This window comes from Yinghuangia sp. ASG 101 (genome assembly GCF_021165735.1).
In the GTDB taxonomy this organism is placed as follows: domain Bacteria; phylum Actinomycetota; class Actinomycetes; order Streptomycetales; family Streptomycetaceae; genus Yinghuangia.
Map to the genome: position 1 here is coordinate 4,228,613 of NZ_CP088911.1, position 23,678 is coordinate 4,252,290.

At 71.9% G+C, this 23,678-nt stretch carries 23 protein-coding genes; 13 read left to right on the plus strand and 10 right to left on the minus strand.

The window, feature by feature from the left end; all coding sequences use genetic code 11:
• The first annotated feature begins 195 nt into the window (after positions 1-195).
• Together LO772_RS18110 and LO772_RS18115 are read left to right on the plus strand one after the other, a co-directional pair.
• Complete coding sequence (locus tag LO772_RS18110; protein ID WP_231779616.1) at positions 196-3,963, plus strand: replicative DNA helicase; 3,768 nt, start codon at positions 196-198, stop codon at positions 3,961-3,963.
• A gap of 152 nt (positions 3,964-4,115) precedes the next feature.
• Positions 4,116-4,508, plus strand: coding sequence for a group I truncated hemoglobin (locus LO772_RS18115; RefSeq protein WP_231773065.1), 393 nt, complete (start codon positions 4,116-4,118; stop codon positions 4,506-4,508).
• On the opposite strand, the gene trxA is transcribed toward LO772_RS18115, so the two are convergent.
• From trxA to LO772_RS18130, 3 genes are all read right to left on the minus strand, one after another.
• The gene (trxA, locus tag LO772_RS18120) at positions 4,483-4,878 is read right to left on the minus strand and encodes a thioredoxin (RefSeq protein ID WP_231773066.1); all 396 of its coding nucleotides are present in this window, start codon (positions 4,876-4,878) and stop codon (positions 4,483-4,485) included. The genes LO772_RS18115 and trxA overlap by 26 nt on opposite strands.
• Before the next feature lie 9 nt (positions 4,879-4,887).
• Positions 4,888-5,331 carry a MerR family transcriptional regulator gene (locus LO772_RS18125; RefSeq protein WP_231773067.1) on the minus strand — a complete coding sequence of 148 codons (444 nt, stop codon included), beginning with the start codon at positions 5,329-5,331 and terminating at the stop codon, positions 4,888-4,890.
• Positions 5,332-5,440: 109 nt separating this feature from the next.
• Entirely contained in the window at positions 5,441-6,214 is a 774-nt protein-coding gene (locus tag LO772_RS18130; protein WP_231773068.1) for an SDR family NAD(P)-dependent oxidoreductase, read from the minus strand.
• Between the two features lie 408 nt (positions 6,215-6,622).
• On the opposite strand from LO772_RS18130, the gene LO772_RS18135 reads away from it, so the two are divergent.
• The 5 genes from LO772_RS18135 (at position 6,623) to LO772_RS18155 (ending at position 11,460) form a co-directional block, all read left to right on the plus strand.
• Positions 6,623-7,909, plus strand: a complete 1,287-nt coding sequence (locus LO772_RS18135) for a sensor histidine kinase (RefSeq protein WP_231773069.1) — start codon at positions 6,623-6,625, stop codon at positions 7,907-7,909.
• Positions 7,873-8,517 (plus strand): response regulator transcription factor, encoded by a 645-nt coding sequence (locus tag LO772_RS18140; RefSeq protein WP_231773070.1) that lies wholly within the window; start codon positions 7,873-7,875, stop codon positions 8,515-8,517. Before LO772_RS18135 ends, LO772_RS18140 begins: the two co-directional genes overlap by 37 nt.
• A 294-nt stretch (positions 8,518-8,811) precedes the next feature.
• Positions 8,812-10,224 carry a sensor histidine kinase gene (locus tag LO772_RS18145; RefSeq protein ID WP_231773071.1) on the plus strand — a complete coding sequence of 471 codons (1,413 nt, stop codon included), beginning with the start codon at positions 8,812-8,814 and terminating at the stop codon, positions 10,222-10,224.
• On the plus strand, positions 10,209-10,880 hold the full coding sequence (locus LO772_RS18150) for a response regulator (protein ID WP_231773072.1): 672 nt from the start codon (positions 10,209-10,211) through the stop codon (positions 10,878-10,880). The genes LO772_RS18145 and LO772_RS18150 overlap by 16 nt, the downstream gene beginning before the upstream one ends.
• Positions 10,881-10,995: 115 nt before the next feature.
• On the plus strand, positions 10,996-11,460 hold the full coding sequence (locus tag LO772_RS18155; RefSeq protein WP_231773073.1) for an NUDIX domain-containing protein: 465 nt from the start codon (positions 10,996-10,998) through the stop codon (positions 11,458-11,460).
• Positions 11,461-11,505: 45 nt separating this feature from the next.
• On the opposite strand, the gene LO772_RS18160 is transcribed toward LO772_RS18155, so the two are convergent.
• The 3 genes from LO772_RS18160 to LO772_RS18170 form a co-directional block, all read right to left on the minus strand.
• Complete coding sequence (locus LO772_RS18160; RefSeq protein ID WP_231773074.1) at positions 11,506-12,402, minus strand: LysR family transcriptional regulator; 897 nt, start codon at positions 12,400-12,402, stop codon at positions 11,506-11,508.
• A gap of 248 nt (positions 12,403-12,650) precedes the next feature.
• Positions 12,651-13,772, minus strand: a complete 1,122-nt coding sequence (locus LO772_RS18165; protein WP_231773075.1) for a cystathionine gamma-lyase — start codon at positions 13,770-13,772, stop codon at positions 12,651-12,653.
• A gap of 160 nt (positions 13,773-13,932) precedes the next feature.
• Complete coding sequence (locus LO772_RS18170) at positions 13,933-14,307, minus strand: phage holin family protein (RefSeq protein WP_231773076.1); 375 nt, start codon at positions 14,305-14,307, stop codon at positions 13,933-13,935.
• A 128-nt stretch (positions 14,308-14,435) separates the two neighbouring features.
• On the opposite strand from LO772_RS18170, the gene LO772_RS18175 reads away from it, so the two are divergent.
• Together LO772_RS18175 and LO772_RS18180 are read left to right on the plus strand one after the other, a co-directional pair.
• Positions 14,436-14,753 (plus strand): cupin domain-containing protein, encoded by a 318-nt coding sequence (locus LO772_RS18175; RefSeq protein ID WP_231773077.1) that lies wholly within the window; start codon positions 14,436-14,438, stop codon positions 14,751-14,753.
• 176 nt (positions 14,754-14,929) lie between these two features.
• Complete coding sequence (locus LO772_RS18180) at positions 14,930-15,115, plus strand: hypothetical protein (RefSeq protein ID WP_231773078.1); 186 nt, start codon at positions 14,930-14,932, stop codon at positions 15,113-15,115.
• Between the two features lie 238 nt (positions 15,116-15,353).
• Here LO772_RS18180 and LO772_RS18185 read toward each other — a convergent pair whose 3' ends face one another.
• On the minus strand, positions 15,354-16,853 hold the full coding sequence (locus LO772_RS18185) for an SPFH domain-containing protein (protein WP_231773079.1): 1,500 nt from the start codon (positions 16,851-16,853) through the stop codon (positions 15,354-15,356).
• 202 nt (positions 16,854-17,055) lie between these two features.
• On the opposite strand from LO772_RS18185, the gene LO772_RS18190 reads away from it, so the two are divergent.
• Positions 17,056-17,967, plus strand: a complete 912-nt coding sequence (locus LO772_RS18190) for an NAD-dependent epimerase/dehydratase family protein (RefSeq protein ID WP_231773080.1) — start codon at positions 17,056-17,058, stop codon at positions 17,965-17,967.
• Positions 17,968-18,141: 174 nt separating this feature from the next.
• On the plus strand, positions 18,142-19,038 hold the full coding sequence (locus tag LO772_RS18195) for a 1-aminocyclopropane-1-carboxylate deaminase/D-cysteine desulfhydrase (RefSeq protein WP_231773081.1): 897 nt from the start codon (positions 18,142-18,144) through the stop codon (positions 19,036-19,038).
• A gap of 12 nt (positions 19,039-19,050) precedes the next feature.
• On the opposite strand, the gene LO772_RS18200 is transcribed toward LO772_RS18195, so the two are convergent.
• Positions 19,051-19,860, minus strand: a complete 810-nt coding sequence (locus LO772_RS18200) for a cyclase family protein (protein ID WP_231773082.1) — start codon at positions 19,858-19,860, stop codon at positions 19,051-19,053.
• A gap of 394 nt (positions 19,861-20,254) precedes the next feature.
• On the opposite strand from LO772_RS18200, the gene LO772_RS18205 reads away from it, so the two are divergent.
• A complete protein-coding gene (locus tag LO772_RS18205) occupies positions 20,255-21,097 on the plus strand; it encodes a DUF1838 family protein (RefSeq protein ID WP_231773083.1) in 843 nt (280 codons plus the stop codon).
• Between the two features lie 13 nt (positions 21,098-21,110).
• Positions 21,111-22,559: a DUF2079 domain-containing protein gene (locus tag LO772_RS18210; RefSeq protein ID WP_231773084.1), complete on the plus strand. Its 1,449-nt coding sequence runs from the start codon at positions 21,111-21,113 to the stop codon at positions 22,557-22,559.
• A gap of 33 nt (positions 22,560-22,592) precedes the next feature.
• Here LO772_RS18210 and LO772_RS18215 read toward each other — a convergent pair whose 3' ends face one another.
• Both LO772_RS18215 and LO772_RS18220 read right to left on the minus strand, forming a co-directional pair.
• Positions 22,593-23,432: a phosphotransferase family protein gene (locus LO772_RS18215; protein ID WP_231773085.1), complete on the minus strand. Its 840-nt coding sequence runs from the start codon at positions 23,430-23,432 to the stop codon at positions 22,593-22,595.
• Positions 23,429-23,566 carry a hypothetical protein gene (locus LO772_RS18220; RefSeq protein ID WP_231773086.1) on the minus strand — a complete coding sequence of 46 codons (138 nt, stop codon included), beginning with the start codon at positions 23,564-23,566 and terminating at the stop codon, positions 23,429-23,431. The genes LO772_RS18215 and LO772_RS18220 overlap by 4 nt, the downstream gene beginning before the upstream one ends.
• Between the last annotated feature and the right edge of the window lie 112 nt (positions 23,567-23,678).

Sequence of the window (23,678 nt, forward strand, 5' to 3'; positions counted from 1 at the left end):
GCCCGGTGCCGTAGGAAAGAGCAGGACCACCGGCGCCGCCCGCGTACCGGGCGTGCGTCCAGCGAGTCCGTGACACCGAGGAGGATGCGGGGCATGAGTGTCTCGGAGTACGAGGACGCTCCGCCTGCGCGCGAGAGCTTCGAGCGCACCCCGCCCCAGGACATCGCCGCGGAGCAGTCCGTCCTCGGCGGCATGATGCTCTCCAAGGACGCGATCGCCGACGTCGTCGAGAACCTCAAACCGGCCGACTTCTACCGCCCCGCACACGAGATGGTCTACAACGCCGTCCTCGACCTCTACGCCCGCGGCGAGCCGGCCGACGCCGTCACCGTCGCCGCGGAGCTGACCAAGCGCGGCGAGATCGGCCGCGTCGGCGGCGCCCCCTACCTGCACACCCTGATCTCCTCGGTCCCCACCGCCGCGAACGCGGAGTACTACGCCCGCATCGTCCGCGAACAGGCCGTCCTCCGCCGCCTCGTCGAGGCGGGCACCCGCATCGTCCAGATGGGATACGCGGCGGACGGCGACGTCGACGAGATCGTCAACGGCGCCCAGGCCGAGGTCTACGCCGTCACCGAGCAGCGCACCAGCGAGGACTACGCCCCGCTCTCCGACATCATGGAAGGCGCCCTCGACGAGATCGAGGCGATCGGCTCCCGCAACGGCGAGATGTCCGGCGTCCCCACCGGCTTCACCGACCTCGACTCCCTCACCAACGGCCTCCACCCCGGCCAAATGATCGTCATCGCGGCCCGCCCGGCCATGGGCAAGGCACTGGCACTGGATACGCCGCTGCCGACTCCGACCGGCTGGACGACGATGGGGGAGGTGGGGGTGGGCGATTTCCTCATCGCCGCCGACGGCCGCGCCACGAAGGTGGTGGCGGCCACCGCGGTCATGCACGGTCGGCCGTGCTACGAGGTGGAGTTCTCCGACGGCTCGGTGATCGTCGCCGACGCCGAACACCAGTGGCTGACGGAGGACCGGGCGGCCAGGCGGGCCGCCCAAGCCGTGCTCGTCGGCCCGAACGAACCCGGGAGCCGCGTCCCTCGGGCCGAGGTGCGGACCACCCGCCGGATCGCGGAGACCTTGCTCTGCCGTGATGGGCAACGCCGCAATCACGCCGTTCGGGTGGCCGGGCCGCTGCGCCTCCCCGACCGCGATCTGCCGTTGCCGCCGTACGCGCTCGGTGCGTGGCTCGGCGCCGGCAGCGCGGATTCCGCGCGGATCACGACGGCGGACGAGGAAGTCGTCGCGGCGCTGCGCGACGAGGGGATGGACGTGCGGCCGAGAGGCGGGCTCTTGTACGGGCTTCGTCTGCCCGCGCGGTCCGGGGGGCAGGCCCGCGACTGCGTCGTCTGCGGCACTCCGCTCACGCCCGGGACGCCCCGGGTCCGGACGTGCGGGCAAGGCTGCGGCGGGAAGGCGCGATTCGTCTCGGCGCCGGTCCCTCCCCCGACATGTCCGGACTGCGGGGCGCCGTCCAGCGGCCTGGCGCTGTGCCGCGTCTGTCGCGCACGGCACGGAAGCGTGCAGGCCGTCCTGCGCACCTTGGGCGTTCTCGGCGACAAGCACATCCCCGTCGAGTATCTGCGCGCCTCGGAGCGGCAGCGCCGGGACCTCCTCGCCGGTCTGCTCGACACCGACGGCCACGTGTCCCCGTCGGGGGCCGTTGAACTCGCTCTGACGAACCGTCGTCTGGCCGAGGACGCGCTGGAACTGGTGCTCAGCCTCGGATATCAGGCGACGATGCGTTCCAAGGCCGTGCGCGGGCGCGTTCGGGAGACCTCGACGTACTTCCGCATCGCCTTCACGCCCGCCGAGCCGGTGTTCCGCATGGCGCGCAAACGGGCTCGGCAGACCGATCGCGCGTATCCGACGACCCGGCTGCGTTACGTCACCGCGGTGCGCGAGGTGCCCTCAGTGCCTGTGCGGTGCGTGCAGGTTGACCACGAGGACCATCTCTACCTGGCCGGCAGGTCATGGATCCCGACGCATAATTCGACGCTGGCGTTGGATTTCGCGCGGGCGTGTTCGATTCGGCACAACCTGCCGAGTGTCATCTTCTCGTTGGAGATGGGGCGGAACGAGATCGCGATGCGGTTGCTTTCCGCGGAGGCGCGGGTGGCGCTGCACCACATGCGGTCCGGGAGCATGACCGACGAGGACTGGACGCGCCTCGCGCGCCGCATGCCGGATGTGAGTACGGCGCCGCTCTACATCGACGATTCGCCGAACCTCTCCATGATGGAGATCCGTGCGAAGTGCCGAAGGCTCAAGCAGCGCAACGACCTTCGCCTCGTCGTCATCGACTACCTCCAGCTCATGACCGGAGGCGGCAGCCGCCGCGCGGAGAGCCGGCAGCAGGAGGTCTCCGAGATGTCCCGCAACCTCAAGCTCCTCGCGAAGGAGCTCGAACTCCCGGTCATCGCGCTGTCCCAGCTGAACCGAGGCCCCGAACAACGCACCGACAAAAAGCCGATGGTCTCCGACCTGCGCGAGTCGGGGTGCGTGACGGCCGATACGCGTGTGCTGCGCGCCGACACGAATGCCGAGGTCACGCTGGGCGAGCTTCTGGAGTCGGGCGCCCGGGACATTCCGGTGTGGTCGATCGACGAGCAACTGCGCCTGGTGCCGCGCACGATGACACACGTCTTCCCGAGCGGGACGAAGCAGGTGTTCCGGCTGAGGCTCGCGTCGGGCCGCGAGGTCAAGGCGACGGCGAACCACCCCTTCCTGACGTACGACGGCTGGAAACCTCTGGGCGAACTCGCCGCCGGAGACCGCCTTGCCGTCCCGCGTCGGCTTGACCCGCCTCTGACGCCGAGGCCGATGGCGCCCTCGGAGATCGTGATGCTGGCTCACCTGATCGGTGACGGGTGTGTCGCGCCGCGGCAGCCCGTGCATTACACGAGCAAGGACGAGGCGAACCTCACGGCGGTGGAGCATGCCGCGACACACTTTGGCATCACGCCACGCCGCGTGCGCCAAGGCGCCCGGTCGCACGTATACCTGCCGTCACCGCGGCATCTCACCCACGGCCGCAATCCCGTCGCCGTATGGTTGGACGGCTTCGGCCTGTACGGCAAACGCGCACACGAGAAGTTCGTGCCCGCACCGGTTTTCGCCTTGCCACCGGAGCAACTGCGGTTGTTTCTGCGCCACCTGTGGGCGGCGGACGGGTCGGTGACCGTCGGCACGTCCGGTTCGCGGGCGGTGCGCGTGTACTACGCGACCAGTAGTCGGCGGCTCGCCGACGACGTGCAAATGCTGCTGCTGCGCTTGGACCTGCGTTCACGTCTGCGCAGGGTGCGTCACAAGAACGGCCGTCCGGGCTGGACCGTCGACATCACCGGTGTCGAGGATCAAAGCCGATTCATCGCCGAGGTCGGCGTGCATGGAGCGCGAGCCGTCCGCCGCGGGGGTGCCGCCGCACGTCTCGCGGGCGTGCGCGCGAACCCCCGTCTCGATACGGTGCCGCGCGGGGTTTGGGACCAGGTCCGTGCTCGCATGACCGAAGAGCGCGTCACGACACGCGCGCTTCCCGCGGCGGTCGGTGGAAAGTCCTGCGGCAGTGCCGTCTACGCGTCGAACCCCGGCCGGTCCCGCCTCGCCGCGGTTGCCGGCGTGTTGGCGGATGCGGATCTCGAACTCCTCGCCACAAGCGATGTGTTCTGGGACACCGTCGCGGAGATCGAGCCTCTCGGCCTCGAACCGGTATTCGACGCGACGGTGTTGGGGACGCACAATTTCATCGCCAACGGGATCGCGGCGCACAATTCCATCGAACAGGACGCGGACATGGTCATCTTGTTGCATCGTGAGGATGCGTATGAGAAGGAGTCACCGCGGGCCGGGGAAGCGGATCTGATCATCGCGAAGCACCGTAACGGGCCGACGACGACGATCACGGTGGCGTTTCAGGGGCATTACTCGCGGTTTGTGGACATGCAGCAGAGCTGAGGGGCCCGGGCCGCGGGCACGGCGCTCGGGGGTTGCGTTACGTGGTTGTTTCGTTTCGCTGTGCGTTCGCGCGGGTGGGGGCGAAGGGGAATTGACGGTGGGGAAATCCGGCTCTCATGGGTGCGCAACAGGCGGCTCGGAGTCTGGGGCGCATGACTGAGTCTCTTGCCGAAGGTGCCGAGTCGACCGATGTCACGCTGTTCGAGCGGATCGGCGGGGAACCCGCCGTCGCGGCGGTGGTCGAGATCTTCTACGGGCGCGTCCTCGCCGATCCCGCGTTGGCCGGGTACTTCGAGGGAGTCGACGTCGCACGGCTGAAACGGCATCAAGCGCTGTTCGTCGGCCAGGCGTTGGGGTCGCGCAAACCGTTCCCGGGGCGGACGATGCGGCAGGCCCACGCGGGGCTGGTCGTCACGGAGGCCGCCTTCGACCGGGTGGTCGAGCACCTTGCGGCGTCGCTCGCCGAGGCCGGGCTGGACGACGAGACGATCGCGGGGATCGCGGCGCTGTTGCTGCCGCTCAAAGCCGACATCGTGACCGCCTGAGCCCGTCCGGGCGGTCACGCGGTGCGGTGCCCGCCTCCAGGGCGTCGGCGAGGTCGGTGAGGATGCGCCGCTTGGGGCGGGCGCCCACGAGGGACTTCACGGGTTCGCCGGCCCGGAAGAGCGTGAGGGTCGGCATCGAGAGGACGGCGTACGTGGCGGTGGTACGGGGGTTGGCGTCGACGTCCAGGGTGACGATGCGGAAGCGGTCCTCCTCGGCGGCGAGTTCCGCGAGGACCGGGTCGATCATGCGGCACGGCCCGCACCAGGCGGCGGTGAAGTCGACGAGGACGGGTACGTCGGAGGCCAGGACCTCGGCGGCGAAGGTCTCGTCGGTGACGCTGGGGAGGGCGTGCGCGGTGCCGGATGCCATCAGGGTGCCTCATTCCGAGTGGGCGCGGGGCTCGTGGCGAGCGAAGTGGTCGGGGAGCAGATCGCAGCGCGGTTCGGGGCCGCCCGGCTCATGGGCCGCGGCGGCGACCTCCGCACGGGCGAGTTGGGCGGCGACCTCGTCGCGGACGTCGCGCATGCGGCTGATGCAGGCGTCCAGTTCGGCGAGTTTGGCGCGGTAGACGGCGAGGGACGCGGGGCACGCGTCGCCGGCGGGGTGGCCGGAGCGCAGGCACTCGACGAACGGCCGGGTGTCCTCGAGGCCGAAGCCGAAGGCCTGGAGCGTCCGGATCTCGCGGAGCAGGCGCAGGTCCGACTCGTCGTACTCGCGGTAGCCGTTGACCGTGCGGCGGGCCGGGAGGAGGCCGCGTGACTCGTAGTAGCGGAGCGTGCGGGTCGTGGTGCCCGCCCGGTCGGCCAGTTCGCCGATGCGCATGCGTTCCTCCCGGTTCGCCGTCGTTCGGTGACGACCGTAAACGTTGACGCCGGGGGCAAGGCCAGGCCCGGGGGAGGCATTCCCGGGCCCGGCCTCGTGCTCCGGCTCGTCAGCGTGCGGTGAAGCCGCCGTCGACGGCGAGTGCGGCGCCCGTGACGAAGCTCGCGTCGTCGCTCAGCAGGTAGGCGACGAACGACGCGATCTCGGCGGGCTCGGCGATGCGGTTCACCGGGTGCAGCGACGCGATGTGCGCGACCGCTTCGGGGGTCGCGCCCATGGTGGTGCGGAAGAGCGGGGTGTCGACCCCGCCGGTCGCGATCGCGTTGACGCGGACGCCTTGCTCGGCGACCTCCAGCGCGGCGGCCCGGCTGAGCCCGACGACGCCGTGCTTGGCGGCGACGTACGGCGCGGCCTCCGGCATGCCGACCACGCCCAGGTTGGAGGCGTTGTTGACGATGGAGCCGCCGCCGCTCGCGACGATCGCGGGGATCTCGTACTTCAGGGAGAAGTAGACGCTGGTGAGGTTGTGCGCGATCTCGGCGTCCCACGCGGGGGTTTCGACGCGCGGCACCGCACCGTACGCGTTGACGCCGCCGGCGTTGTTGAACGCGCCGTCCAGGCGCCCGAATTCGGCGACCGCGGCGGAGACGAGGGCGGCCACGTCGGATTCCGTGGTGACGTCGGTCGGGACGAAGATCGCCTTCCCGCCGCCGGCCCTGATGTCGGACGCGAGCGCGTCGCCGAGGTCTTTGCGGCGTGCGCCGAGGACGACCGCGGCGCCCTCGGCGGCCAGGCGTTCGGCGACCGCGCGGCCGATGCCCGAGGTGCCGCCGGTGACCATGAAGACCTGGGAGCCGAGGGACGCGGAGAACGAAGACGGCATGGCTGTGCTCTTTCCGGGAGGGGGATTCTGGATGGGGGCGGGCCAAGCCCCCGGGTGATCACCCCTTCAGCGTGGGCCACCCGCGACCGGCGTACCGGCGGGATTCGGACCTGGCGTGACCAGCGGAAATCGGACGCGGAAGCGGCGTCCCCGAGACGTGGCGGCGGCGGGAGCGCGGCGCCGTGCGTAGGCTTCGCCCCGCGTGCGTCGCGCGTGGGCCGTGGACCGGCCACCCGTAGGCGCGGGGTGGGCCTGGACCCACCACGGCTCGGGGTTCGGGGCCAGTGCCCGGAGATCTCCCGTTCGGCAGACTTTCGGATGTCGGGAGAGGCGGAGTCGGTGGCCGCCGACACAACAGGCCAGCGGGCCAGGGGCGTACGGCGAAGGCCGGCGACGCGAGGAGGAACCATGAGTGAGAAGGGCAGCGTCGGGTTCCGGCGCGGGGGAATCGACGCGTTGCGCGGTCTGGCGCTCATCGTGCCGATGGTCGCGGGGCTGGTGCTGTTCTGCCTGACGGTGACCTTCATCCCGCTGATGATCATCGGGGTCGGCGTCTTCGTGGTGCCGATGCTGATCGCCGGGACGCGCGCTCTCGCGGACGTGGCGCGGCGGCGCGCCGAGCTGTGGGGCGGCGTGCCGATCGCCCGGCCCTACCGCCCGCGCCCCGAGTTCGACACCGGGCTCGCCGGGCTGATCCAGCGCTGCCGCTGGCTGATGCGCGACCCCGCGACGTGGCGTGACCTGCTGTGGCTCATCGGCGACTGGGTGGTGGGCTTCTTCCTGGCCATCTTGCCGCTGGCGTTCATCGCCGAGGGCCTGTTCGGCGTGATCCAGCCGTTCCTGTGGAAGACGCTGGACAACGCGGGCGGCAACAACTGGTACACGTTCCTGAAGATCGACAGCGACGGTACGGCGCTGCTCGCGGTGCCGCTGGGCCTGCTCTACGTCGTGATCGGCTTCCTGATCGCCCCCAAGACCCTGAGGGCGCACGCCGTGTGGACGCGTTCGCTGCTCGCGCCGACGCGGGCCGCGATGGAGATGCGCGTCCGGCACCTGACCGAGACGCGGACCGACGCCGTCGACGCCTCCGCCGCCGAGATCCGGCGCATCGAGCGCGACCTGCACGACGGCGCGCAGGCCCGGCTGGTCGCGATGGGCATGAACCTGGGGGCGGCCGAGGCGATGCTGGAGTCGAACCCCGAGGCGGCGCGGGCGCTGCTCACCGAGACGCGCGAGGCGTCGGCGAAGGCCCTCAACGAGCTGCGCGACCTGGTCCGGGGCATCCACCCGCCGGTGCTGGCCGACCGCGGCCTGGGGGACGCGGTGCGTGCGCTGGCCCTGGAGAGCGCGCTGGACGTCGAGGTGACGGTGGAGGTCCCCGGCCGGCTGGAGGCCCCGGTGGAGTCGGCGGGCTACTTCGCGGTGAGCGAGGTGCTGACGAACGTCGCCAAGCACGCGGGCGCCCGGCACGTGTGGATCGACCTGCGGTACCGCGCGGGCCGGCTGCGCATCGAGGTGGTCGACGACGGCCGCGGCGGTGCGTCGCTCAACAAGGGCACGGGTCTGCGCGGGATCGAGCGGCGGCTCGGTACATTCGACGGGACTCTCGCCCTGGACAGTCCGCAGGGCGGCCCGACGACGGTCACGATGGAGCTGCCGTGCGTGTTGTCCTCGCCGAAGATCTCGCCCTCCTGAGGGACGGGTTGGTGCGACTGCTGGAAGCGCACGGCTTCGAGATAGTCGCGGCGGTGGACAACGGCCCCGAGTTGCTGCGGGCGCTGACCGAGAAGAATCCGGATGTGGCGGTGGTCGACGTACGACTGCCGCCGACATTCACCGACGAGGGCCTCCAGGCGGCACTGGAGGCCCGTCGTCGTGTTCCGGGGCTTCCGGTGCTGGTGCTGTCGCAGTACGTCGAGCAGTTGTACGCACGGGAGTTGCTGGCCGACGGGTCCGGCGGCGTGGGCTACCTGCTCAAGGACCGGGTGTTCGACACGGACCAGTTCGTCGAGGCGGTCCGCCGGGTCGCGGCGGGCGGCACCGCGATGGACCCCGAGGTGATCGCCAAGCTGCTGTCACGCAGCGCCGAGGCCGTTCCGCTCGGGCGGCTGACGGCACGTGAGCGCGAGGTGCTGGAGCTGATGGCCGAGGGGCGTTCGAACGCGGCCATCGCGAAGCAGCTGTTCGTGTCGGAGGGGGCGGTCAGCAAGCACACGACGAGCATTTTCGGGAAACTCGGCATCATCGCGTCGGATGACGACAACCGGCGGGTGCTCGCGGTGCTGGCGTATCTGGGGGCGTGACGCGGCGCGGCGGGTGTGCCGGAGCGGCGGGCCCGGAGCGCGGGCGCCTTCGTTCTGCGGAATGAGGATCGCGTACTCCGTCCGGAGTACGCTGGGGAGCCGTCTTCCGCGATGGACGTGTGACGCCGTCGTACACCGGGCGTAACTTTTCCGCCCGCGAGACTTTCCGTTTGTTCCGGTCTGTTCACCCTGCCTACCGTCGAGACCGCCCGTCCGCGTTCCTTCGCGATCGCGAGTCCCGTGCTCGCCGGGGCACCACGCACCGGACGCCGCGACGGACCCCATGGAGATGTGATGCAGCAGCAGGACGGTTCCGTGGGTTCCGCCGTGCGGGGCCGCTCCGTGCCCGGTGCCGGCGGCGACGCGGCGCACAGCGCGCCGAAGCCCGGGAGCACCGCCGCCGCGTCCGCGCCGTCGGCGACCACCGCGATGCCGCGGCCCGGCGACCGCCTGCCGCGGTGCCTCCAGGGGATGCGCGGCCACCCGTGGATCTCCGACGCGCTCCTGACCGTGATGACCGTCTGCATCGTCGTCGGCGGCGCGCTCGCGCATCCGCAGGACAGGGCGGTCGTCGGCCACCCGGACGCGCTCAACATGACGGTCGCGGTGCTGACGTGCCTCCCGCTGATGGCCCGCTGCCGCCATCCGCTGCTCGTCCTCGCGCTGACCACGGCCGGCCAGTTCCTCTACCTCGCCGCCGACGGGCGGGACGGCTCGATCTTCACGCCGACGCTGGTGGCGATGTACACCGTGGCGTCCCGCAGCTTCCTGAAGCGGTCGTTCGCGATCGCGTCTGCGGTCGCGGTCGCCCACACGGTGCTCCGGCTGAGCGTGCTCGGCTCGTCGTTCCTCAAGCCGGAGAACTATCTCTCGGTGGTGTGGCTGTATCTGCCGGTCGCGATCGGTGAGGCGGTGCGCGCCAAACGCGCCTATTGGACCGAGGTCCAGGCCCGGCTCGCGCGCGCGGACCGCGAGCGCGAGGAGGAGGCCCGGCGCCGGGTCACCGCCGAGCGCATGCGCATCGCCCGCGAGCTGCACGACGTCGTCGCGCACAGCATCGCGATGATCAACATCCAGGCCGGCGTCGCGGCGCACGTCATCGAGCAGGACACCGGGCAGGCCAAGCAGGCGCTCGTGCACATCAAGGACGCCAGCCGGGACGCGCTGGCCGAGCTGCGCACGACGCTGGGCGTGCTGCGCCAGGACGGCGACAGCGACACCCCGACGGAGCCCACGCCGGGTGCCGAGGGCATCGGCTCGCTGGTCGCGTCGTACCGCACGGCCGGGCTTCCGGTGCGGCTGGACGTCTCGGGCGCGCGGCGCACGCTTCCGGCGCCGGTGGGCCTCGCGCTGTACCGGATCGTGCAGGAGTCGCTGACGAACGCGGTCAAGCACGCCGGGTCGGACGCACAGGCCGTGGTACGCATCCGCTACGCGCCGGAGGCCGTCGAGGTCGGCGTGACCGACGACGGCGTGGGCGCGGCCGACGGGCAGTCCGCGGACGGCGGCGACGGCACCGGGCACGGGCTGCTCGGCATGCGCGAGCGGGCGACGGCGGTGGGCGGCACGCTCCGCGCCGGCCCGTGCGAACCCGGGCCGGGGTTCGCCGTCCACGCGGTTCTGCCGACCGAGACCCCGTCGCCCGCCTCGGGCGAGGCGGCGGCACAGCGCAAGACGACGGAGGGAAACAGATGGTCCGGGTGTTGATCGCGGACGACCAGTCGCTGGTCCGTGCCGGTTTCAAGGTGCTCATCGGCTCCGACCCCGAGTTGGAGGTGGTCGGTGAGGCGGCGAACGGCGCCGAGGCGGTGACTCTCGCGCGTGAGACGCGGGCCGATGTCGTGCTCATGGACATCCGTATGCCGGAGATGGACGGCCTGGAGGCGACGCGCCGGATCGTCGGCGACGACGACCTGGCCGGGGTCAAGGTGCTGGTGCTGACGACGTTCGAGGTCGACGACTACGTCTTCGAGGCGCTGCGCGCGGGGGCGAGCGGCTTCCTGGTCAAGGACACCGAGCCGATCGACCTGCTGAAGGCGATCAAGACCGTCGCGGCCGGCGAGTCGCTGCTGTCGCCCGGCGCGACGCGCGCCCTGGTCGGGCGGTTCCTCGCGCAGCCGGAGCCGAAGATCGCCGCGCCGGACCGGCTGACCGCGCTGACCGACCGGGAGCGCGAGGTGCTGGCGCTGGTCGCCTCCGGGATGAGCAACGACGAGATCGCCGAGCATTTGTTCGTCTCGCCGCTGACCGCGAAGACGCACGTCAGCCGGGCGATGGTGAAGCTCGGGGCGCGGGACCGCGCGCAGCTCGTGGTGATCGCCTACGAGTCGGGCGTGGTGCGCCCGGGGCCGCAGGCCGGCTGAGCCGGGGGCGCGGAGCGGGCCGGCAGGCATGAACCGGGCCCCGGATCGGAATGATCCGGTCAGGTGATCCGACCAGGTCGCCACCGGCACCGACCCGAACGGCTGGGGAGCGCACATGCGGGAAGTGGTCAAGCGGACGGCCCGTGCGATTCTGCTCGACGACGAGGACCGCTTGGTCCTGATCAAGCGCACGAAGCCGGGCCGGACGCCGTACTGGATCACACCGGGCGGCGGTGTCGAAGCCGGCGACACGACGGTCGTCGAAGGGCTGCGGCGCGAGGTTCTGGAGGAGCTGGGCGCCAAACTCTCCCGCAGCGTCCCGGCGTTCGTCGACACCGTGCCGGAGGCGGGCGGCGGGGTGAAGGTGCAGCACTTCTTCGCGTGCCGCCTGGAGTCCATCGACCCGGCGCTGCGCCACGGGCCCGAGGTCGACGAGCCGAACGGCGCGTACGAGGTCGTGCGGGTGCCGTTCACTCCCGAGGGGCTGGCGACCGTGGACGTGGTGCCCGCGACGCTCGCGGCGTACCTGACGGCGAATGTCGAAGGCGTGCTGTCGCTGCTCGCGGGCGACCTCGCGTAGGGCCGCCGGTCGCCGAGCCACCGGTCGCGGTCGACGGCGGCCGGTTCACCACTCGGCGGCGTGCGCGACCAGCCGGGCGTGCAGGTGCGCGAGGTGCGGGCGGCTCGGCTCACCCGCGCGAAGGGCCACGAACAGCGTGGTGAGCGGCGGGACTTCGGGGTCGAACAGGGTGACCGCCGAGCCGTCCGCGAGGGCTTCGGCACACAGGTGGCGCGGCAGCACCGCGATGCCCGCGCCGGCGCGCACGCAGGCGAGGACGGCCCGCAGGTCGGGGACGACGAGTGCCGCCGGCGCGGGAGGTTTCGCGTCGAACACGGCCGCCCAGTAGCGCCGGGCGAGCACCTGCTCCTCGCTGTCGCCGATGACCGGCACGTCGTCGAGGGCGGACGGCCCGTGTTCGGCGATGCGTTCCCGGGGCAGGAGTACGGCCCAGCGCGGGGCGCCGACCAGGACGTACTCGTCGTCGGCCAGGGCGGTGGAGGTCAGTCCGCGCTCGCGCGGGCGCACGTCGGAGACGACGATGTCGTGGCGGCCGGCGGCGAGGCCGGCGAGGAGTTCGCCGCCGGGGCCGAGGGTGACGCGCAGGCGCAGACCCCGGCGCACGAGGTCGGCCAGTGCGGGCAGGACGCGCTGCCCGATGATCTCGGCGGGGCCCGCGAGGTGGACGGTGTGGTCCAGCGGGTCGGTGCCCAGCAGATCCCGCGCGGTGATCTCCTCCAGCGCGTCGAGGTGCGGCGCGAGCTTCGCGGCGAGCTCGTCCGCGACCGTGGTGGGCGTGACGCCTCGGGAGAGCCGTTGGAAGAGCTGGCGGCCGATCTGCTTCTCCAGGCTGCGGATCTGTGCGGTGACGGTCGGCTGCGACATGTCGAGGAACTGTGCGGCCCGGGTGAAGGAGCCCGCCCGATGGACCGCGAGAAACGTGCGCAGCAGCGTCAGATCCACAGACCCCCCAACCCCCCCGGACCCCGGCCCTCCGACCACGCCCTCGGAACCGGCGGACGACTCCGTGCGCGGACCGGCGGTGTGTGCGGCTGCCGGGCATGGGGCACGCGGAGCAGGCGTCGGTTTCCCGGCGCGGCCGAGTGTCATCCTTGACCCGCGCGGGGTGGCGAACAAGTGGTTGTGAAGCGGGTTCCGTCGTATTGACCGGAAGTTGCCGGGGGTTGACGTGATCCTGCGACGGTCCGGGGTCAGTGCGCGTCGTCGGCGAGGGCCGCGTCCAGGGCCTGGGCGACGTCGGCGAGCAGGTCCTCGGTGTCCTCACAACCGGTGGAAAAGCGAACAAATCCAGGTGGGATGTCGTCTCCGGGCCAGCGTCCGCGCCGCTCGGCGATGCTGTGCGTGCCGCCGAAGCTGGTGGCCTCCGCGACCAGGCGCGCGGCGCGCAGGAAGCGGTCCGCGGTGGCCGCGTCGGGGAGTGTGAACGCGACCACACAGCCGGGCCGGCGCATCTGCCGCGCGGCGACGGGATACGACGGGTCGTCGGGGAGCGCGGGGTGGCGTACGTCGGTCACTCCCGCGCGCGTGCGGAGCAGGCGCGCGAGGGCCAGGGCGTTGTCCGCCTGCCGCGCGAGGCGCAGATGCAGGGTGGCGAGCGAGCGGTGCGCGAGCCAGGCCTCCATCGGGCCGGGCACCCCTCCGGTGAGCGTGCGCCACGCACGCACCCGGTCGGCGACCTCCGGGTCGGCGCACGCGACGTAGCCGAGCAGGATGTCGCTGTGCCCGGTCAGGGCCTTGCTGCCGCTCGCCACCGACAGGTCGGCGCCGAGCGCCAGCGGGCGCTGCCCGAGCGGTGTGGCGAGCGTGTTGTCGACCGCGACCAAGGCGCCTTCGGCGTGCGCGCGTTCGGCGAGGTGTGTGATGTCGCACACGTCCAGGCCGGGGTTGGACGGCGTCTCCAGCCAGACGAGGCGGGCGCCCGCGAGCACGTCGGCCTGGGCGTCGCCCGCGGTGGGGGCGTGGCGTACCGTCGCGCCGCGCGCCGTGAGGTGGTCGCCGAGGGTGCGCGTCGCGGGGTAGCCGTCGGAGGGCAGGACGACGGTGTCGCCGGGCGAGGTGAGGCCGAGCAGGACGGCGGAGACCGCGGCCATGCCGGACGCGAAGGTCACGACCTCGGCGGCGTCCTCCAATGTGCCGAGGGCGCCTTCCAGGGCCACCCAGGTCGGGTTCGCGAAGCGCCCGTACTGGTAGGGCCCGGAAGGCTCGCCGGACAGGTGGAAGGTGCTCGCGAAGACCGGGCCGCCGAGGAAGGGCGTGCCGCGGCCGGGCTCCGCGAGCCCCGCGTGTACCGCTTGTGTTCCGTCGGATGTCACTCGGTCGCTCGCTCTCGACTGCTCACGTGGCGTCCCGGGCCGCGTGCGGTTCGGGTTTCACGTGAAACACGACCGCCGGGTTGTTCGGCGGCCACCGACGCTGTGTTGGTTGTGCGGCCACCGACGCTCTGTTGGTCGTGCGGCCACCGACTCCGCTGGGTCAGTCCCGGTCCAGTATCAGCGTCAGAACCCAACTCACCAGCGACACGCAGAGCGCGCCGAGCAGGGCGGGGAAGAACCCTTCGACATGGAAGCCCAGATCGGCCTCGTCGGACACCCACGATGTCAGCCACAGCATGAGGGCGTTGATCACGAACGTGATCAGACCCAGAGTCAGGATGAACAGGGGCAAAGCGAACAGCTTGACGAGTGGCTTGATGAACACGTTGATCGCGCCGAATATCAGCGCGACCAGGATGACGGTGACGGCCTTGTCGCTGTTGGAGTCACCGGTGATGTTCACGCCGTCGACAACCGCGGCGGTGATGGCGATGGCCGCCGCGTTCGCGAGCAGCTTGATGAGAAGGCTCTTCATAGACACATCGTTTCAGGTGCGAACGCCTGCCGGGAGGCGCCCGCCGAAGCGTGGCCGGGTGGTGACGTATCTTCATGGTGCGCACCGGGCCGGGAGGGGCCGGGCGGGCCCATGAGGAGTGGCACAGCGTGAAGGCGTTCCGACTCGACGACCTGGACGGCGAACGCGCCCGCGAGCGCGGCGCGTACCTGCGCTTTTTGAACGAGCGTCACTTCTCGATGGGGCTGTACGCCCTGGAACCGGGCGAACTCGATACGCAAAAGCCCCATAAACAGGACGAGGTCTACGTCGTGATCAGCGGCCGGGCCAGCCTCTCGATCGGCGAAGAGGTCACCGACGTCGCACGCGGCAGCGTCGTCTTCGTCCCCGCGCACGCCGAGCACCGCTTCCACCGCATCACCGAACCGCTGCGTGTCCTGGTGTTCTTCTCACCGCCGGAGGCCTGACACCGGGACGTCGTCCGCGCGGCGCAGACTCCCTGCTGTCCGACGGCCACCGACCGCTCGCGGGAACCACCGACACGTGTGCCAACGTCGGTTACGGGCAGATAACAACATGACCGTGAACCGTCCACGACGACGCACCAGCGGAGTCGGTGGCCGCTCAACAACAGGGGGATGCCATGGGTGCCGTACCCGGATGGTTGCGCATCGGCGGGCCGGTCGTCGTTCTCCTCGTCATCGCCGCGCTCTTGGTCTGGATCATCGGGGCTTTCCTCGGATTCATCCTGAAACTGGTCATCGGCGCGGCCTTCGTGATCGGTATCGCCGCGCTGGTGGCCGATGCGAACCGCCAGGTCTCGCGGTGATCTCGACCCGGTAACGGCGGGTGCGGGCGGAACCGTTCGTCCCGCGACGACGACATGCTTTCCGTGACAACCGAACGCCCCGGCCCGGCCACACGACGCGGCCGGGCCGGGGCGCGGTGGTGCGCACCTTTCCGGGGCGCCACCGACTCCGCTGTGTTTGTTGGGCGGCCACCGACTCCGCTGTGCTGATCGGGCGGCCACCGACTCCGCTGTGCTGGTTGTGCGGCCACCGACTCCGCTAGGCGGATTCCTCGTCCGCCCCCGGATCGACCGGGATGACGACCGACGCGCTCGCCTTGGCCGTCACGGCGTCGCCGTTGCCGTTGCCGTCTCCCTGCTCGGCCGGGCCCATCGCCGCCAGCAGCTGCCGTGCGAGCCCGAGGCCGGTACCGCCCAGGGTCAGCGCCTTGGTGAACATGTCGGTCATCCCGTCCGCACCGTTCAGCAGCACCATGTGGTCGACGTTGCCGAACGCCTCCGCGCCGGCCCGGACGATCTCCGGCCAGTTCTCCGCCAGTTGCTGGGCGATGACCGCTTCCTGGTTCTCCCGGAGCGCCGCCGCCCGCGCCTTGATGGCCTCCGCCTCGGCCAGTCCCAGCGCCTTCGCGGCCTCGGCCTGGGCCAGACCGCGGGCGTGGTCGGCGTCCGCCTCGGCCTTGCCGACCGCCCGGGTGGCGTCGGCCTGCGCGTGCCCGCGTACCTTCGCCGCCTCGGCCTCGGCCTCCGCGGCGGCCCGGACCCGCGTCGCCTCCGCGGCGGCCTTCAGCTCCGTCTCCCGTGCCTGCGCCTCGGCCGCCGAAATGCGCGCGTCGCGCTCGGCCTCCGCGACGGTACGGGTCTGGTACGCCTGCGCGTCGGCGGGCTTGCGGACGTCCACCTGCAACTGCTGCTCGCGCCGCTGCGCCTCCAATTCGGCGGCCCGCGTCTCCTGGACGATGACCTCCTGCCGGGCCGCGGCGTCCGCGAGCGGGCCCGCCTGCTTCGACTCCGCCGACGCGCGGTCCATCTCCGCCTGGTAGCGCGTGCGCTCCACCCAGCTGTCGCGGGTGGCCTCGGCCTTGCGCGCCTCGGCCTCCTGCTCGGCCACGGTGGCCTCGCGGTCGGCGCTCGCCTGCGCGATGCGCGCGTCGCGCTGCACGGCGGCGGTGTGCGGGCGCGCGAGATTCTCGATGTACCCCGTCGGGTCGGTGATCTCCTGGATCTGCAGCGAGTCGATGATGAGCCCGAGCTTCTCCATCTCGGCACCCGACGACGCGCGGGTCTGCTCGGTGAGCTTCTCGCGCTCGCGGATCAGCTCCTCGACGGTCAGCCCGCCCACGATCGACCGCAGGTGGCCCGCGAACACGTTGTGGACGCGGTCGACCATTTTCGTCTGCTGGTCGAGGAACCGGCGGGCCGCGTTGGCGATGGAGATGAAGTCGTCGCCGACCTTGAAGATGACGACGCCGCGCAGGTGCACCGGAATGCCCTGCTGCGTCACGCAGTCGACCGCGAGGTCGGCCGCGTTCAGGTCGAGCGACATCTTCCGGACCGCCTGCACACCGGGCAGGACGAGCGTCCCCCGCCCCGTGACGATCCGGAATCCGAGCCCGTCCGCGAGCCCTTGCGCGCGGTTCCGGGAGCCGGAGATCAGCAGGGCCTCGTTGGGTTCGGCGACCCGCCACATGAGTTTGAACAGGATGATGACCAGGAGCACCAGCACGAGAGCGCCGATGATCAGACCGATGGTCATGGACATGCCCCCCTTCGCGCGCCACGGTGCGGAGGCCCGCACGCTTGGCCAGGTGGCGCACTGGTGAGTCTCCTCGGGCGAACTCCCGTGTCAGAAGGGGGAAATCCGTACGTCCGCCCGGCTCGGCCGGAATCGATGGACTTCCCTTGCCCGCGGCCGGCGCCCCGCGTTGCTCGTGTCGGCGCGCGTCAGGGCCCACTCTTGTCCCATGGCAACGACCGACACCAAGAACGTTCTGCTGGCGGGCGCGAGCGGGGCTCTCGGACGCCACATCACCGCCGCGCTGACCGCCACCGGCCACACGGTCCTCGGGCTCGGCCGCGGCGCGGACGCCGACGTGACCGCCGACCTGCTGGACCGCGACCAACTCCTGCGCGCCGTCGACGGGTTGACGGTGGACACCGTCGTCCACGCGGCCACCGCGCTACGCCGCGCCCCGATGCGCGACCGCGACATGTTCGCCACCGACGACCTGCGCGGCATCGCCACCGCCCATCTGGTCGACGCCGCCCGGGTGGTGGGCGCGCGGCGGGTCATCGCCGAGTCGATGGTCTTCGGCTACGGGTTCGGCGACTTCGGCGACCGCGTCCTCACCGAGGCCGACGAGTTCGCCCCCCGCGCGCGGGGGGTCGTGGAACGCCACCTGTCGGCGCTGCGCGTCAAAGAGGAACTCATCCTGGGCGCCGACGACTTCGAGGGCATCGCGCTGCGCTTCGGCCTGCTGTACGGCGAGGGCGGCACCGACGGCGTGATCGACCTGCTGCGCACCCGGAAACTCCCCCTCGTCCACGACCACGGCCGCGTCCTCCCGTGGCTCAACCTCGCCGACGCGGGCCGGGCGGTCGCCCTGGCGGTCACCGGCGGTACGCCCGGTGAGGCGTATAACATCGCCGACGACGCTCCTCTGGGCTTCGGCGCCTACCTGCGTGCCGTGATCGACACCTTCGACCTGCCCCGGCCGGCCGCGATGCCCACGTGGATGCTCCGCCCCATGACCTACGCCCACCGCATGCTCACCACCAGCATGCGCGTCTCCACCGCCAAGGCCAAGGCGGAACTCTCCTGGTCCCCGAGCTACCCCACCGTCCAGGACGGCCTGGACGCGCTGGCGCTCGTGTAGCGAGGGGCGGCGACGGGTTCGCCGGCGTTCCGCGCATCCCCGCGTGCCCGCACGGGAGAGGCCGCGCGTCACCGGGCCGAAACCGCCCGAACGACGCCGCGCTCCCGCACGGTTGCCGCGCGGGGCGGCACCGGGCGGCCGGTGCGGTGGTCGGGAACGCGCGACACTGTGCGAATGGAGGTACGCACGAAGGTCGACGCGGCGGCGCCCGGCGCGGCGGCGTCGCCGCTGGTCGAGGTCGGCGACGAGCGGTTCGCCGCGCGCGGGGTGCGGCTGTGGGTCAAGCGGGACGATCTGATCCATCCGCAGCTGCCGGGGAACAAGTTCCGGAAGCTGAAGTATAACCTGGCCGAGGCCCGGGCGACGGGCGCGCGGACGCTGCTGACGTTCGGCGGGGCGTATTCGAACCATCTGAGGGCCACGGCCGCCGCGGGGGCGTTGTTCGGGTTCGGGACCATCGGGGTCGTGCGGGGGCACGAACTCGCCTCGCGGGAGCGCAACGCGTCGCTGGCGTTCGCCGAAGAGCGGGGCATGCGGCTGGTGTTCGTGGACCGGGAGACGTACCGGCGGCGCGGCGAGCCGGGGCTCCTCGCGGAACTGCGCGCCGAATACGGGGACTTCTTCCTCATTCCGGAAGGCGGCAGCAACGCGCACGCGGTGCGCGGATGCGCGGAGCTCCCGGCGGAGCTGGACGTGCCGTATGACCTGGTCGCCGTCGCGTGCGGCACGGGAGGCACCCTCGCGGGGATCGCGGCGGGCCTGCCGCAGGGCCGTGCGGCGCTCGGGTTCGCGGTGCTGAAAGGGGATTTCCTCACCGGCGACGTGGCCCGGTTGCAGCGGCAGGCGTACGGCGAGACGCGGGGCGACTGGCGCGTGGAGACCGCGTACCACTGCGGTGGTTATGCCCGGGCGACACCGGAACTCCGGGCGTTCACCGCCGATTTCGAGCAGCGGCACGGTATCGCGCTCGACGAGGTCTATGTCGGGAAGATGATGTTCGGGCTGACCGCGATGGCGGAAGCCGGGGAATTCCGCGCCGGAACCGGGATCGTCGCGGTCAAGACCGGATGACGGCCGCCGGGGTCACCCCGGAATGACCGCCAGCGGGCGGACCGGTGCCCCCGTCGCTCCGACGATGGGGAGAGGCGCCAGGATCAGCAGGCACTCCCCGCAGCCGCTGTCCAGAAGCTCGTGCAGGCGCATCGTCTCGACGATGTTGATGCCCGCCTCGACCAGCAGGATCCGGTGCACCGGGTACGTCGTCTCCCCCAGCCCCGGGCCGATGCGCTCGAACGCGAGGGATTCACCGCCCACGACGCGCACGCGCCGCGACGCGAGCCAGTACGCGGCGTCGGGGCCGGGCCCGGGGACGCCCGCCCGCAGGCCGGTGAACACGTCGTACTGGTCCCACAGCCGCGACCACCCGGTGCCGATCAGCACGGCCTCGCCGGAACGCACGTCCGAGCCCGCCAGCGCCTCCGCGCGGGACAGGTCGTCGGCGGTGATCTCGTAGCCGGCGGGGAGCACGTCGACGCCGTGCAGCCGTGCGACGTCGAGCACCACAGCCCGCCCGAGGTACGGGGTGAAGTTCTCGATCCCGAGCGAGGAGAGGCCCCGGTAGCCCTGGATCGCGGAGGCCGCGACGCCGCCGTGGGCGACGCCGTTGTGCGAGACGTGGCCGAGGGCGTCGACGTGTGTGCCGATGTGCCCGCTCGTGACGATCACCTCGTCGGCCGCCGAGCCGCCGTCGCCGCGCACGTAGTCGCCGTGCCGGCGTTCGAGGATCACCCGGAACGGCGGGTGGTTCGCCGACTGCGGCATGCCCGTGCGCATCGGCTGCGCGAGATCGAGGACGCGGGACGAGGCGAGCCGGTAACCGTCGATGTACGCCATGCGCGCCTCCGCGTGTCAGCTGCCGGTCTCACGCCGAATCGGCACCGCTTCCCAGAGGCCGTGAGCACGCGCCGGGTCGACGTCGCCGAATTTGTACACCATCCGAACGGTGGTGTGGTGAATGCCGTGCGTAATCGGGACGTCGATGGGGGGACAGGGCGCCGACAGCGGTGCGCCACACGGGTTTTCGGGTGCCATGACCGGCGGCGCCGACACGCCCGCGCGGGGTGGGGCACGGGTCGGCGCGCCGGTGATGTCCGGGAACGGACGAAAATCCGGTACGCCGGAACCGGCGGCCTCGGGCGGCTAGGCTGCGATCGCCACCCGTCCGGTGGCGCAACGCGGCCGAACACCCGGCGGCCGAACGGCGCGCCGGCCGATCCACGGAGCGCCTGTGCCCCACCACGCGACCGATTCCGCCGAGCCCTTCCGGGCCCCCGATCTCGCCGACCCCGCGGACAACCTGCGGTCGTTCGTGCGCGCCCGGGCGAGCCTCGGCGCGGAGGACACCGTCGTGTGGTGGACCGGGAGAGTGCACGCGCAGGCGCCCGGCGAGAACTTCCGCACGCTGTTCCGCTTCGAGGGCTTCAACATCGCGCGCGTCGTCGCCGTCGACGGCGGCCACCGGATGCTCGCCCGCGAGGCGGCCTTCTACCAGGCCCCCGACACCGGGGAGATCCTGGAGGACTGGGAGAACCCGGTGACCGGCGAGACCTGCGCGGTCATGCACGTCTGGAACGACCCGGTCACCATGGACTTCCTGCTCGACGGGCCGCGCGGTCCGTGGCGCGCGCCGGTGACGGAGGTCGGCGACGACGTCATGTGGCCGCAGGACATCCTGCTGGCGTACCCGTCGCCGCTGCCCGTCGCGGCATATCCCGACAACTCGGCCGACGACGTCTACCGCGCCGCCGAGCTGTTCCAGTTCTTCGCCCGCCGCTCCGACCTCGATCGGGCGGACCTCGCGTCCGTCCCGTGCCGCTTCTCGTGGACGCGCCTGTCGCCGTGGCTCCCCTGGATGCGCATGGGCAGCCGCCCCGGCGGCCTCGTGTTCCACTGCCACGGCACCAAGCTCGGCCCGTACGACCGCCTGCCCGCCCACCTGCGCGCGTACGTGGCCGCCCGCGCGCCCGAGTTCGCCCGCGCCCCCGAGGAGTGGTCGGCGCCCAACGCCACGAGCTGGACGCAGTTCCGCGACCGCCACGCGGACCGGATTGGACAACAGCCGCCGGTCTGAGAGAGAAATTTGTGTGCAGCAGTCCCGGGTCGAAACGGCCCCCCTTCCCCGTCAGCGGGGTCGCGTCGCCGCCCGCGTCATCCGACCGCCGCGCGGCCTGGTCGCGCAGCCGCTTCCGTACCTGCTCGGGGTCACCTTCTTCGGCGTCTACGCGCTGATCTCGCTGCTCCGCTTCCGCAAGGTCGAGAACCCGTCGTGGGACCTGGCGATCTTCGAGCAGGCGGTCAAGGGGTACGCGCACTTCGACGCGCCGATCGTCGACGTCCGCGCACCGGGGATGAACCAGCTCGGCGACCACTTCAGCCCGATCCTGGCGGTTCTCGCCCCGGTCTACCGGGTCTTCCCGTCCGCGGTGACGCTGCTCCTCGCGCAGGCGCTGCTCTTCGCGATCTCCGTCGTCCCGGTCACGCGCGTCGCCGCGCGCGTGCTCGGCGACACCCGCGGCCTCGCGATCGGGGTCGCGTACGGCTTGTCGTGGGGAGTCCAGCGGGCGGTCGAGTTCGACTTCCACGAGATCGCGTTCGCGGTGCCGATCATCGCGTACACGATGGAGAAGCTTCAGCTGGGACGCTGGCGGGCGGCGGCGCTGTGGTGCCTGCCGCTGCTGCTGGTGAAGGAAGACCTCGCCCTCACGGTCGGCGCCGTCGGGTTGTTCCTGCTGATCCGCCGCCGATGGTGGCTCGGTGGCGGCCTGGTGGTCGTCGGCGCGGCGGCGATGGCGCTCATGGTGTACGTCCTGATCCCGGCGTTGAACCCGCACGGCGTCTACGAGCAGGGCAAGAGCGCGGGCGGCGGCTCGCTGTTCGGGATCTTCGGCGGTTTTCCCCAGGACCTCGTGTGGCCCTTCATCAAGGTCAAGACGCTGCTGTGGGTGTTCGGCGCGGTCGGCTTCCTCGCGCTGCGCTCGCCGCTCGCGGTCGTCGCGGCGCCGACGCTCGTGTGGCGGCTGCTGTCCGACACCCCCAACCACTGGGGGCAGGACTGGCACTACAACGCGGTGCTCATGCCGATCGTGTTCATCGCCCTCGTCGACGGGATCAAGCGGGCCCGCGCGTCGCGGTCCCCCTGGCAGCGCAAGTACGCGCGCGAGCTGCCGGCCGCGGTGGCCGCGATGGCGCTCGCCCTGTGCGCGTTCCTGCCCGCGTCGCGGCTGATCGAGCCGGACGAGTACCGGACGCCGCCGCGCCTGCACCCCGCGAACGCCGCCGTCGCCCGGGTCGCCAAGGGGTCGACGGTCGAGACCGACCTCGGCCTGATCTCGCAACTCCCGTCCCGCGCCCGGGTCTTCTGGATCGGCGCGACCGGCGGCGTGGTCCCCGACTACGTCGCGGTCCTCCAGCCGGAGATCTGGGACGACGACGCACGCGAGCAACTGATCGACGAGGCCGCGGAGCGCCACGGGGGCGCGCGCTACGACGTGGTCTTCGCGAACCAGTTCGTCATCCTGAAGCACATCGGCTGACTACCGGGCACCCCCCGCCGCTCCCGCGCGGCGCTACGGGTCGCGCGGCACGCCGCCCAGCGCGAGCAGGCGCGCCGAGCAGCACCGGGCGTCGTCAAAAGCGTCCGACGACTCCCACGCCCGGAGGCTCGCGGTGACCAACGCGTCGAACTGGTCCGTGGTGATGCCGCGCCAGCAGGGGATCTGCCGCGCCCAGGCCTCCGCGTCGTCGGCGGTGTGGCCCTGCTCCATCAGCCGCAGCGCCGCCTGCGCGACGTCGAGCCAGGCGGGGCCGCGCGCCGCGGTGGCCCAGTCGACGACGTACGCGCGCCCGCCTCCGGAGAGCAGGTTGTGCGGGTTGAGATCGGTGTGCAGGAGGCTGTCGCCGTCGAGCAGCGCGAGCGCGGTCGCGTCGAGGCGGTCGGCCCAGCGGTCCGCGACGCGGTCGAGCGGTAACGCGCGGGCGGGCGTCCCGAGCCTGCCGAGGGTGCACAGCGCCTCGGCGACGCGCGGCAGGTCGGGGGAGCCGGGCGACAGGTCGGCGTGCACCGCGTCCACGTACTCGAACAGGAGTACGTCCCAGTCGCACGCGCTGATGTGGTCCACGAGGCGCGGCGACAGCGCGGTGACGTAAGGCGCGACGGCGGCCTCGACCCGCTGCTGGGCGACGGCCGGGTGCCCGCCGTGCACGCCCTTGGCGAAGAAGCAGCCCCGCACGGTGCCCAGGGCCGCGGCCAGGTCGCAGCTGAAGCCGGCCCAGACCGTCGCGGCCTCGTCCACGGCCCCGATGGTGTCCTCGACGCGCTCGCGTACCCCGGGGTCCAGTTCGTCCCACGGGATGCGCGGGGCGGTGTGGAAGCCCGGGGGCGGTGGCGGCGGGGGATGGATGGTCACGTCCCGCCCCGGGCGTGGTCGTCGTCGGGCGGCGGCGGTGCGGGGCGCAGCGGCGTCATGGTCGTTCCGCAGCGGCGGCAGCGCTTCTTGCCGCTCCAGTCGACCCAGTCGTGCGGCGGACACGGATCGGACACGGCGTGACCACCCCTGTCTGTGTTCCTGTCGGTTCTGTGTTCCTGTCGGTGTTCGGGCGCGTGCTCGGCGCGTTCAAACGTCGCGTTCAGGCCAATTGAGCATGGCGCGCCC

Excerpts from the sequence above, each read along its gene's own strand:
- LO772_RS18110 (WP_231779616.1), top strand. The coding sequence starts at position 196 with ATGCTCTCCAAGGACGCGATCGCCGACGTCGTCGAGAACCTCAAACCG.
- LO772_RS18115 (WP_231773065.1), top strand. The coding sequence starts at position 4,116 with ATGACTGAGTCTCTTGCCGAAGGTGCCGAGTCGACCGATGTCACGCTG.
- trxA (WP_231773066.1), bottom strand. The coding sequence starts at position 4,878 with ATGGCATCCGGCACCGCGCACGCCCTCCCCAGCGTCACCGACGAGACC.
- LO772_RS18125 (WP_231773067.1), bottom strand. The coding sequence starts at position 5,331 with ATGCGCATCGGCGAACTGGCCGACCGGGCGGGCACCACGACCCGCACG.
- LO772_RS18130 (WP_231773068.1), bottom strand. The coding sequence starts at position 6,214 with ATGCCGTCTTCGTTCTCCGCGTCCCTCGGCTCCCAGGTCTTCATGGTC.
- LO772_RS18135 (WP_231773069.1), top strand. The coding sequence starts at position 6,623 with ATGAGTGAGAAGGGCAGCGTCGGGTTCCGGCGCGGGGGAATCGACGCG.
- LO772_RS18145 (WP_231773071.1), top strand. The coding sequence starts at position 8,812 with ATGCAGCAGCAGGACGGTTCCGTGGGTTCCGCCGTGCGGGGCCGCTCC.
- LO772_RS18150 (WP_231773072.1), top strand. The coding sequence starts at position 10,209 with ATGGTCCGGGTGTTGATCGCGGACGACCAGTCGCTGGTCCGTGCCGGT.
- LO772_RS18155 (WP_231773073.1), top strand. The coding sequence starts at position 10,996 with ATGCGGGAAGTGGTCAAGCGGACGGCCCGTGCGATTCTGCTCGACGAC.
- LO772_RS18170 (WP_231773076.1), bottom strand. The coding sequence starts at position 14,307 with ATGAAGAGCCTTCTCATCAAGCTGCTCGCGAACGCGGCGGCCATCGCC.
- LO772_RS18180 (WP_231773078.1), top strand. The coding sequence starts at position 14,930 with ATGGGTGCCGTACCCGGATGGTTGCGCATCGGCGGGCCGGTCGTCGTT.
- LO772_RS18185 (WP_231773079.1), bottom strand. The coding sequence starts at position 16,853 with ATGTCCATGACCATCGGTCTGATCATCGGCGCTCTCGTGCTGGTGCTC.
- LO772_RS18190 (WP_231773080.1), top strand. The coding sequence starts at position 17,056 with ATGGCAACGACCGACACCAAGAACGTTCTGCTGGCGGGCGCGAGCGGG.
- LO772_RS18195 (WP_231773081.1), top strand. The coding sequence starts at position 18,142 with ATGGAGGTACGCACGAAGGTCGACGCGGCGGCGCCCGGCGCGGCGGCG.
- LO772_RS18200 (WP_231773082.1), bottom strand. The coding sequence starts at position 19,860 with ATGGCGTACATCGACGGTTACCGGCTCGCCTCGTCCCGCGTCCTCGAT.